This window comes from uncultured Lamprocystis sp. (genome assembly GCF_903933125.1).
In the GTDB taxonomy this organism is placed as follows: Bacteria; Pseudomonadota; Gammaproteobacteria; order Chromatiales; family Chromatiaceae; genus Thiodictyon.
Genome location: NZ_CAIZIZ010000043.1, coordinates 19,475 through 30,067, shown reverse-complemented (window position 1 = coordinate 30,067; position 10,593 = coordinate 19,475). Strand labels below are relative to the sequence as shown.

6 protein-coding genes are annotated in these 10,593 nt (G+C 64.8%); 4 read left to right on the top strand and 2 right to left on the bottom strand.

Translation table 11 applies throughout. The annotated features are described in order from the left end of the window. The first annotated feature begins 361 nt into the window (after positions 1–361). Together QZY03_RS01795 and QZY03_RS01790 are read left to right on the top strand one after the other, a co-directional pair. A complete protein-coding gene (locus QZY03_RS01795) occupies positions 362–2,014 on the top strand; it encodes a hypothetical protein (protein WP_295577649.1) in 1,653 nt (550 codons plus the stop codon). A gap of 26 nt (positions 2,015–2,040) precedes the next feature. Continuing rightward, entirely contained in the window at positions 2,041–4,356 is a 2,316-nt protein-coding gene (locus tag QZY03_RS01790; RefSeq protein ID WP_295577648.1) for a hypothetical protein, read from the top strand. Here the strand turns inward: QZY03_RS01790 and QZY03_RS01785 are convergent. Then, positions 4,323–4,598 (bottom strand): hypothetical protein, encoded by a 276-nt coding sequence (locus QZY03_RS01785; protein WP_295577646.1) that lies wholly within the window; start codon positions 4,596–4,598, stop codon positions 4,323–4,325. The two genes, QZY03_RS01790 and QZY03_RS01785, sit on opposite strands and share 34 nt — an antisense overlap. Before the next feature lie 259 nt (positions 4,599–4,857). Here QZY03_RS01785 and hypF point away from each other — a divergent pair, with 259 nt between their 5' ends. Next, the gene (hypF, locus tag QZY03_RS01780; protein ID WP_295577643.1) at positions 4,858–7,269 is read left to right on the top strand and encodes a carbamoyltransferase HypF; all 2,412 of its coding nucleotides are present in this window, start codon (positions 4,858–4,860) and stop codon (positions 7,267–7,269) included. A gap of 460 nt (positions 7,270–7,729) precedes the next feature. Beyond that, a complete protein-coding gene (locus QZY03_RS01775) occupies positions 7,730–9,211 on the top strand; it encodes a sulfatase-like hydrolase/transferase (RefSeq protein ID WP_295577640.1) in 1,482 nt (493 codons plus the stop codon). An 860-nt stretch (positions 9,212–10,071) separates the two neighbouring features. Here QZY03_RS01775 and QZY03_RS01770 read toward each other — a convergent pair. Next, the gene (locus QZY03_RS01770; RefSeq protein ID WP_295577638.1) at positions 10,072–10,293 is read right to left on the bottom strand and encodes a hypothetical protein; all 222 of its coding nucleotides are present in this window, start codon (positions 10,291–10,293) and stop codon (positions 10,072–10,074) included. Positions 10,294–10,593: the final 300 nt, after the last annotated feature.

The window sequence follows — 10,593 nt, the reverse complement described above, 5'->3', positions numbered from 1 at the left end:
CTGAATCCCGAACATCGTGCGGCGCACCTTATCCACCCTACAAAATCGCCGGTTTTGTAGGGTGGATAAGCGTAGCGCATCCACCATCAGCCCCGTCGACGGCTCCACGCTGGATGCTGTCTCCCAAATTTGGAACTGCTGCATTCCGGCAGGATGCCGGAATGCCGTGTCATGGATGGTATACGGAACGGTTTTGCGTTGTCGGTTTTTCGTTTTCAGTCGCATCGTTCGCAGAGAGCAAGAGGCACAACGCAAGACCTGACCCCTTTGAGCGGATTGTGACCCCTTTGCTGATTGCGCCGGCTCTACTATCCTTACCTGTATCATGAGTTGCATCGGTCGATTCGTTTCGACACGCTGGTTGCTCGTCCTTGCGCTGCTCGCACCGGCCGGCAGCGATCCGCTGGCCGGACTGCCGCAAGCGCAGCTTGGCGCGGACGACGAGCAGGCCGCCGTCTATGCCACGGTGGCTTGGCCTGACCCGCGCAACCCCCGGTTCGTCACGCTGGGTGCGGACCGCTATCTGCTCTCGACCCGCACCGGGAAACAGCTCTGGAAGGCCCGGGAAAACAGCTTCTCGCCGATCGCGAGCTGGCCGCTCCATACGGCCGTCGGCACCGCTTGGGCCAGATTGGGCGCGGGTACCCTGGTGGTCGCAACCGGTCACGACGACGCGGACCGACCGCTGCATCGCGTGGTCTGGTGGGACTCGGTCGCGGAACGCTTCGTGGCCCCGCTGGACCTTCCCGCCGGTCTGCTGGTGGACGATCTGGCACCCATCGACGCCGACCACGCACTGGTCTGCGCACGTGTCCAGCCCAGTACCCCGGAACCGCCGTTCGATCCGGGGCGATTCGCGGCGCTGATCGCCAGGCTGAACGATGGCGCATTGAGCTGGGAGACGGAGGACTCCGCCGGGCTGCGCTTGGCGCTTTTGGCGGCGGATATACGCGGACCCTTGGCCGACCTGGAAGGTGTGGAAGACGACCCGGTGCAGCTCGCCCCGCCGGTAGTCTTCAACACCCGGGGCTGCCGATGGGAGATGACCGCGCCGCCCGCGGCGCTGCGCCATGTTCGCAACCTGACCATCAAGCACTATCTGTCGGGCCTGGAGCTTAAGGATCGGACCATTCTCGCGTTTGGCGGACTGCCCCCCGGATGCGACCCATCGTCTCCAGGCGATCAATGTATCGATCGGCCCGCACAGCCGTCGTACCGCTATTTTCCGCGCGAGGATCGTTGGGAAGAGGTCCCTGGTCTGGCCATCCATTTTGCCACCGGACAAAACTGGGACAACGGCAACTCGGGTATCGCCACACGCTGGTCGAGAAACGATGCGCTGGTGCGCCGCAACGGCGATTTTGTCTATCTCGACAGCGGCAATATGCTCAAAGGGCGCAGCGACTCCGCCCCGCCGTTGACCACCAGACTGGTGCGTTGGCGCCCGGGCCAGGCGCCCCAGCCGTTGGCGCCTCTGCACCAGGGACGGGACCAGGCCACGCTGCTCGAGCTGGCCGACGGCCGCCTGGTCGCACTGGGCGGCCAGACGCGCGCCTCGGCGGTGGCGGCGGATGGGACATGTCCAGACTGTGCCACCGAGATCTTCGACGACAAGACCGGGCGCTGGAAGATTGGGCCCAGCGCCGCTTATCCCGGCGGGCGCGCGGTCAAGCTGGCGAACGGACGCATCTTCAAGCTCTGCCTGACAGGCTGGGATGCGGGCGGGGGTTATCGCGCGGAGATCGCGGATGCGGCATTCACGCGCAGGCAAAAGCTGCCGGACTTTCCGATAGTGCCCTTTTCGGTGATGGATCTGGCGGTGGTCGATCGGCGCGTCCTGGTGTTGCCCGCGGCACCCTATCGCCACACGGCGATCTGGAACGACGCCAGCCGACGTTGGTCCGTCGCGCGCCCCTGGGCGAGCGATCCGCCGCTGTCGCTCGTTCCGATCGACAGCCGACGCGCGACGATACGCGATCTCCAGTCGTTCCAGATCGTTCCCATTCCGCGGTAGCCGCCGCTGGCGGCATAGAGTCACCGATGAAGATCAATCGCACGGGAGCCGATCGTCGGCAGTGGGGTATCGCACTGGCCTGCGCACTGTCGGTCGGCGGCGCGTCGCTTGCGCCAGCGTCGGAGCCAGCGCCTGCCCCGACCGGCGCCCTGATGCCGCTGGCGCCCGAGGAGCTGCACGCGGTGGCGGCAGAGGCCAAACGCCGCTGGCGCGACGAGGACCCGATCGGTCTGGAATGGGACTCGCTGGATCGCGGGAAGCTGACGCGCCTGCTCGTCATGCCGGAGCTCGCCGCGCTCGACGGCAACACCAAGGCCACCTTGATCGACCAGGCGGGCGCCTGGGAACTGATGCCTTGGGCGCGTCCCTCCGACGTGATCGCACGCTGGGCGCGCTGGTATCCGGAGCGCGGTTTCGGCAAGCCGATCGACCCGGACGCCAAGACCGCAAGTTCAACCGGCCTCGCCTTGTATGCCGACGCAACCTGGGCCGACGAGGCCAGCGCCATGACCGCACTCGTCGCCTGCACGCCGGGTCCCGTATGGGTCGTTCACCACCAGGACCCGCTGCTGTGGATAGTCGAATACAATGCCTATTGGCCTGCCGATAGCGGGGCATTCGGCCGTTGCGTTCGCAGCCAGCAGGAAGAATGGTCGGGTCCCTGGTCGGGAACGCCCGAGACGGCGCGCGGTCAGACCTCGGCGGCCATACTGGAGCAGAAGCTCGGCCGCTTCCTGCTACAGCATGACTGCACGGACACAGGGCCAGACAGTTGTCTGGTGTGGCTGCATGCACTGTATTCGCTGAACCCCCGTCACGAGCAGCTGCCCGCCATTGTGAAGCAATTGGAGCCCGGATTTAAGTTGGCCGAGACGCAGCCGATTCCCCCGTCCTCGCGCGGGGGGCCTGGCGGGATCAAGCCCCGCGAGGAGGCCGCCTTGCAAGGGTTTCGCCGCATCCTCCTGCGCAAGACCGCATTCCTGACCGTCAAGCTTCCCGTCTTGCGGCAGGCGTCGGCGCAGTGGCCAGAGGGCGAGATGGAAAAGACCCTGAGGCTGCTGCTGCAACAATCCATAACGTTTAAGCAGTTGGATTCGATTCAGCGCGGTTTTTCCAAGCTGCGCATGGGTGATCGCCCGTTCGTCGATCCCTGGGCGACGCTACCGAAGGACGAGGACATGGATACGACGCTCGCGGCGCTTTTGACAAGACTGGGACGCGATTTTGCCGGGCCGAGCGGCTGCGCCTTTACTGCGTACGCAAGCGACACATGGCCGCCGCAATTCCTGTTCGGCTATGCCATGGAGAAGGTCCAGCGCGAGCAGACCAGTTGCGGGGCCATGCCTTACTACTGGTTGTCGAAAACCTACGATCGGGCGGCGCAACGACAGGATGCGGCGCTGCTCGAATCCATCGCAGGGCTGCGCGCGCTCATCCCCGGACCGCTGCGACAGGAGATCCTCGCCGGGCTGGGCAAGGACTGCCCCCCGTCCGGCACGCGCAACGCGCCGGACCCCTGGGGCATCTGCGCGGCACAGGCGCGCGAGCGGCAGGCGCTCGCCGAACGGGAACGGACGATCGCCAAGGCCGCCGAAGCTGAGCGGGAGGCCAACGAGCCGCCGCCATCGCCGGTAGAGCCCGGCCGATGCCGGGCGGGGATCGAGATGGATGTGGCCGCCAGGCTGGGCTATGCCGCGGATTCCGCGCTCATTAGCGCGTGCAAGCGGATGCCCGCCGATCCGCACAAGAGCATCGTCGCGCTCGCCGTCCCCACAGCTGGCGTAGCGCACCCTGAAGGCGATGCGCCGGAGAGCTTCGACTTGGAGGTGCTGCTCGTCGCGTCCGCCAGCGGCAGGATACTGAGTCGCCGGCGGCTGGAAGAAGCGATACTATCGGATGCCATTGCCTTCACCAATCTCGGCATCGATACCGCCCGCTATACGCTGCAACCCGGTTTGCGCGCATTCGGCGTGACGATCGGATACCTTCATAACTCTCGCGTTAGCCCTTACGAGGCGACTGGCTTGAGGCTCTTCGTCGCAGAAGGGGGCAGACTGCGCCAGGTACTGGGCGAGTTGCTCATCGAGCAAACGCGCGAAGATGTCGGAAACAACTGCTTCTACGAGCGCTCGCAGTTGAATAGAACGATCGGCATCGGCGGGCGGCGCAGCCACGGATTTGCCGACCTGATCGTCCGATCCACCTTGATCGAGAGCGAAAGCAAGGGCACGGCGAGCGACGGCGATTGTGCGGAGATCGCGCATGAGCCGCATGTCTCGTCGGTCGCGCTGCACTATGGCGGCAAGACCTATCGCCTGCCCGCCGCGCTGGCGTCGCCATGACGGATCAGACCCCGGTACCGGGAGAGGTCAGAGGCTGTTGTCGCATCGGCGAGCGCCTTGAGCCGGTACAGGGTCCGCGCCTCGAACGAGACGGACAGGGCGTCGAAGCACCGCCCGAGGTAGGCGGAGTCGTCGGCGAGCGCTTGAGTCGCACGCTCGTAGGCGAGGTGAACCGCCGGGCTATAGGCCTGCTCCGCGATCCTAACCGCCTCGGCTAGGATCGGCCCCCAGCGGGCGGGCATTACCAACTAAAGATCCGCCGGCGGTGGGGGCGCTTAAACGGTCTTGAGCATCGTTCCGGCGAGCGGTGCTCGTTCGAGTCTAAGGCTTCAGCCTTGGTCTGCCGATCCAAGGCTGAAACCTTGGACTCCAGGTCGCCGACCAGTGCCTCGGTTGGGCCGAAACGGCGACCATCGCCGCGGTGCGAACGATTGCGCGAACTTGCGGAGCGTGGTTCTCATATAGACTGACTAGAACGCGATCGAATATGAGAACGATGTTATGCCCGTGGGTGCCTCGCCGCCAAAGTCGATCAACCTGAAGCCTGGATTTCCTCACACCGAGGCGCCAGTCACCCTGGCGCAATCCATCCGTGTCCGCGGTCTGGTGCAGGGCGTCGGCTTCCGGCCGACGGTCTGGCGCCTGGCGCGCGACCTGGGGCTCTGGGGCGACGTCCGCAACGACGGCGACGGGGTGTTGATCCGCGTTTGGGTGCCTGACGTGGACGGGGCGGATCGGCTTGACCGGCTGTGCGCTCGGCTGCGGGCGGAGTGCCCGCCGCTGGCGCGGATCGATTCGATCGAGCGCGTCGTCCTGGATCTGCCGGGCCCGCAGCCGTCAGACTTCCAGATCCTGGCGAGCGACGCCACCGCCGTGCGCACCGGCGTGGTCGCGGATGCGGCCACCTGCGACGCCTGTGCCCGCGAGATTCAGGACCCGGCCGATCGCCGGTACCGCTACCCCTTCACCAACTGCACCCACTGCGGACCGCGCCTCACCATCGTCCAGTCCATCCCCTACGACCGTGCCAATACCAGCATGGCGGTTTTTCCCCTATGCCGGGCCTGTGCCGCCGAGTACGCGGACCCGGCCGACCGGCGCTTTCATGCCCAGCCGAATGCCTGTCCGGTGTGCGGGCCGCGGGTCTGGCTGGCGGACGGGGAGGGCAGCGCGTTGCCGGAAACGGACCCTATCGCCGCCGCCGACCGCCTCTTGGCCCGAGGCCGCATCCTGGCCATCAAAGGCATCGGCGGCTTCCACCTGGCCTGTGATGCCGCGAATGCCGCCGCCGTGGCCGAGCTGCGGCGGCGCAAGCGGCGCTTTCAGAAACCCTTTGCCCTGATGGCGCGTGATCTGACGGTGATCCGGCGTTATTGCGCGGCGGGGGAGGCGCCGGCGGCCCTGCTCACCAGCCCGGCCGCGCCTATCTGTCTGCTCGACCGGCTGGCGACGCCGACCGGCCCAGCCCTGGCGCCGGACCTAGCGCCCGGCCAATCCACTCTTGGCTTCATGCTCCCCTACAGCCCGCTGCACCTGCTGTTGCTGGCCGACTGGGACCGGCCGCTGGTGATGACCAGCGGCAATCTCAGCGAGGAACCCCAGTGCATCGACAACGGCGATGCGCTGGAGCGTCTCGGCGGGCTGGCGGACGCCGCGCTGCTGCACGATCGGGCCATCATCAACCGGGCGGATGATTCGGTGGTGCGCCTGATGGACGGGGCGCCGCGCCTGCTGCGGCGGGCGCGCGGCTATGCCCCGGCGCCGCTCCAGTTGCCGCCGGGGTTCGCGGCGGCACCGCCGGTGCTGGCCTGCGGCGGCGAACTCAAGAACACCATCTGCTTGCTCAAGGACGGCCAGGCGATCCTCTCCCAGCACCTGGGCGACCTGGAGGACGCCCGCACCGCCCGCGAGTACGAACGCACCATCGACCTCTATCTGGCCCTGTTCGAGCACCGTCCGGAGCGCTGCGCGGTGGACCTGCACCCGGACTACCGCTCGACCCAGACCGGCCGGGCGCGGGCGACGCACGGCGGGCTCACGCTGATCGAGGTCCAGCACCACCACGCCCACATCGCCGCGGTCCTGGCCGACCAGGGCTGGCCGCTGGACGCCGGGCCGGTGCTCGGCATCGCCCTCGACGGTCTGGGCTATGGCGCGGACGGCACCCTCTGGGGCGGCGAATTCCTGATCGCCGACTATCGGGCCTATCGGCGGGTCGGCTGGCTGCGGCCCGTGCCGATGCCGGGCGGTACCCGCGCCATCCTGGAACCCTGGCGCAACCTGCTGGCGCAGATCGAGGTCTGTTTCGGTTGGGAGGCGTTCCAACACCGCTGGCCGGACCTGGAACTCACCCGCCGCCTGGCCGGGCGGCCGATCCCCCTCGTGCGCACCCTGATGGAGCGCCGGCTCAACGCCCCCCTGACCAGTTCCGCCGGGCGCCTGTTCGACGCCGTGGCCGCCGCACTCGGTCTCTGCGCCGACGGCATCGCCTATGAAGGCCAGGCCGCCATCGAACTGGAAGCCCTGGCGACTGCCGCCACGGGATCAGCCTCGGCCGGTGACGGCTACCCGTTTGGCCGCATCGACACGGACGGCGGCACCTTGCTCGATCCGGCGCCGCTGTGGTCCGCGCTCTTCGCCGACCTGGCCGCCGGAATCGCATCGGCTCAGATCGCCCTGCGTTTCCATCTGGGATTCTGCACCGCCGTCGCCGCCCTGGCCGCGGATTTGGCCCGCGCCGCCGGCCTGGATCACGTCGCCCTGTCCGGCGGCGTCTTCCAGAACCGCCTGGTACTCGAAGGAATAAGCGAACGTCTGCGGGCACTGGGCCTGACCCCCATCAGCCACCGCCAGGTACCGGCGAACGATGGCGGCCTGTCGCTCGGTCAGGCCGTCATTGCCGCCGCGCGCTAGGGGCTGGACGTTTGGAGTCCAAGGCTTCAGCCTTGGCCTGCCGAGCAGTCAACCGGATGAGTCGGGCGTAGGATGCGGTGAGGCACGAACCGCATCATTCGCGATCCACCTGCTTGCGGGATGGCCTTAATCATAATGCCGCCCAAGACCAAGCGCTGGAGTCGGCCATGGGGATCGGGGAGGTTGGCAGAACATCCTGGCTACTGTATCCTAAGGAGGGGGTAAACCCGTGGTAGTGAAAGCTGTCCCGCCGCGAGGGATTGTTGCCCAGATGCCGGACGTTCGCCACCTGCTCTTGCCTGGCCGGTGAGCGGCGGTGCACGGTGAAGCATTACACAGGTCCGGGGCGGCGTCGCGGCGGTATGGGTTGACGGTGCAGGTGCAGGAGCAACGGGTCGCCCTCGCCGTCTGTTTGCCCCGACTCCCTCACATCTCAGAGACCTCGCACCGGAGATCAGACATGAAACTTGGACATCGCTTCTTTCTCATTAATCGCGCTGTAGTGATAGCCGCGATACTCGTCGCACCCATGGTTGCAGAAACAGCGGACTTGCCGCTCGTCGGCGACACTCGTCCGAATATCGTGTTGATCGTTACTGATCAGCAGCGTAGCAGCGCCATGAGCTGCGCGGGAAATACCCACCTCCAGACGCCGGCGATGGATTCTCTGGCGGCTCGCGGCACGCGTTTCGCGCGAGCCTACGCCACCTATCCCCTGTGTACGCCATCGCGCGCCTCTCTTGCGACATCCCGCATGCCCTACGAGCTCGGCATCTCCATCAATGATCAACGATTGCCGGCAGCTTATTATTCCAATCCTGTAGACTATCCGTCCCTTGGCACGCTTTTCCAGAGTGCCGGCTACCGAACGGTATGGGCCGGCAGGTGGCATGTCCCAACGACCTATCCGGCCCATAGTCCGAACGCGAGTGGAGAGATCCCCGGGTTCGAACTGCTCGCCTTTGCGAAGGTTCTGCCGGGGGAATCTATCTGGGAGGGTAAAGGCTCATCATACGACGGCGAAGTCGCCGCCGCCGCCGCTGAATTTATCCACACGCAGGTCGGACAACAGCAACCCTTCTTGCTTTCCGTGCAGTTCCTCAATCCGCACGATATCATCAATTTCACCGTGGATACCCCGAAAGATCCGGCAGAGCTGATTCCAACCGTCCGTCTGCCCGCGCTGCCCAATAATTTGTCCGCGCCCGACATGGGGGCTTGGGGTAAGAGGGTGACCGTTCAATACGGGCTTAACTGGAATAATCCCACCTTTCGCCAGATGTTATACGTCTATTATCGGTTGACCGAAGTCGTAGACAACGAAGTCGGCGTTGTTCTGCAAGCACTGAGGGATGCAAACTTGGAGGACAATACCGTTATTCTCTATACCAGCGATCATGGCGAGATGGGCGGAAGCCATCGTCGCTTCGGCAAGCAATCGTTGTATCAGGAAGCGACGATGGTCCCTTTTATCCTGGCCGGGCCCGGAGTGCCTGCGGGTGGTTTGGATAGGCATCTGGTCTCCGGGCTCGATGTTCTTCCCACGCTATGCGACTTCGCGGGAATTCCCCTTCATCCTTCCTTGCGAGGCATGAGTGTGAAACCGCTCTTCACCGATGCCAACGCGCCATGGCGGGATGCGGTTTACTCGGTGACCTCGACCAATCAGCGCATGGTTCGCACCGCGCAGTACAAGTACCTGCGCGTCAGTAAAATCAATGCTCTAGAGACCAAAGATGCTTTGTATGACCTTTGGAATGATCCAGGTGAACAAACGAATCTTGCCGCGGTTCCGGAAATGCAGGCGGTCCTGAACAACCATCGGATTCTGCTCTATCGTTGGCTGTTGGACACCGGCGATCGGTTTGTGAATCCAGCGGCGGGCGATGCCGCGGACCTTGAGTTCATAAATATTGTGAACCAGTTGTTAGGGGCGAACTGACCTTGACGGAATTCGCAAGCTCGCACCCGCCGCCCGGATCTCAGTGTCGCTCATCCGGCCGTCCCGCCGTGTAGCTAGGCGCGAAACGCCAGGGTCGCCAAGAGTCCGTTGGCATTGCCGGTGATCTTGACCGGTGCATTCGTTCCCGCGGCCGGGTCGGGAACTTGCCGGTCTCGGCTTCGATACAGGCTCCCGGAACCCTGGCCGAGCCGCTGTCCGGTGGGCGGTTCCGGGGAGGGTTCCGGGGACAGACAGGAGGGTTCCGGGGACAGTTTACTTAATTCACCCAACGGAGCACGATGCCGAACGGGGTCAGGTCTTGGTGCGCCAAGCGAAGCTTGGCGTTTCTTGCCGGGTGCAAGTCCCGGTCGGGAGAGGGATCGGAAGTGATTCCTCGTAAGGGCTAACCACCCAACCGTAGCGCGTGTTGCGCCCAGGGCGGACAGCGCTGTAATGGGAAGGAATCTGTGACAAGCGTGAACAACCTGAGGTGAAGCGTACACAGCGAATCTTGTAGGCCAGAGGGGTGTCAGAACACCCTCTGGCCAACGCAACGACGGAGTGTGTCGTAGCACTTGGCGTCGTCAAGCAGGTCTTGAAGGTTGATCATCTGCGGGAAACTGTCGGTCAGCTTGGTTGAGTCCTGACGCGTAGGGTACGCTTGGATCACCCTAAGAGCGAGCTAGACTCAGCAGTCCGGAACCCATATTGAGCCTAAGTAGAAGTACGTATCTGCAGTATTTGGCTTCTTGCCATCGGCGGCAACCTGACTATTCTCATCAGTAGTCGCGATCACATCGTTCGCCCAGATGCTCGGGCCGCACACCAAGTGCAGCTTCGCGGTCAACCTGACGATGTCCTTAAAGACCACGCACGGCTCGGGCTTCCTCTACCAGGGTCAACTGCGCGACACGGTCGCGTTCGCGCTCGAGATAACCTGAGCGGTTGCGCGCGGGCCTGCCTTCGGGCAGGCCGCCTCGCGCGGTGCTGGAGACGAGCGCATGGAGTGGGTCGGCGTGGCGGCGGACGAAGGGCGCCGTTTCGAGGCGCCATTCGGCGCCGAGCAGGATCGCGGCATGCACCTCGCGCTTGCCGTCATCGCCCTTTCGATCGTCGAGCTGATATCCGGACAGACCCTTGGTGTAGGGGCGCGAGTTCCGAGTTCCGGGGACAGTTTACTGAACTGTCCCCGGAATTGCCCGAGGACTGGAAAGTCAAGGAACTGTTTGTGCGGTCACGCCAGCAACGGCCGGCCAATCGGCACGGACGCCTTCGTTGCATCCCTGTAGCGACTCCTCGACAGGTCCCTAAAGTGGACCAATTCGGCCCGAAAACCAAAGAGTGGGCTCACTACACCAGCGACCTGTTCAGGGAACGAAATT

What these genes read in the sequence shown, in the direction of transcription:
- QZY03_RS01785 (WP_295577646.1), bottom strand. Translation starts at nt 4,598, where the DNA reads ATGCCCGCCCGCTGGGGGCCGATCCTAGCCGAGGCGGTTAGGATCGCG.
- QZY03_RS01790 (WP_295577648.1), top strand. Translation starts at nt 2,041, where the DNA reads ATGAAGATCAATCGCACGGGAGCCGATCGTCGGCAGTGGGGTATCGCA.
- QZY03_RS01775 (WP_295577640.1), top strand. Translation starts at nt 7,730, where the DNA reads ATGAAACTTGGACATCGCTTCTTTCTCATTAATCGCGCTGTAGTGATA.
- hypF (WP_295577643.1), top strand. Translation starts at nt 4,858, where the DNA reads ATGCCCGTGGGTGCCTCGCCGCCAAAGTCGATCAACCTGAAGCCTGGA.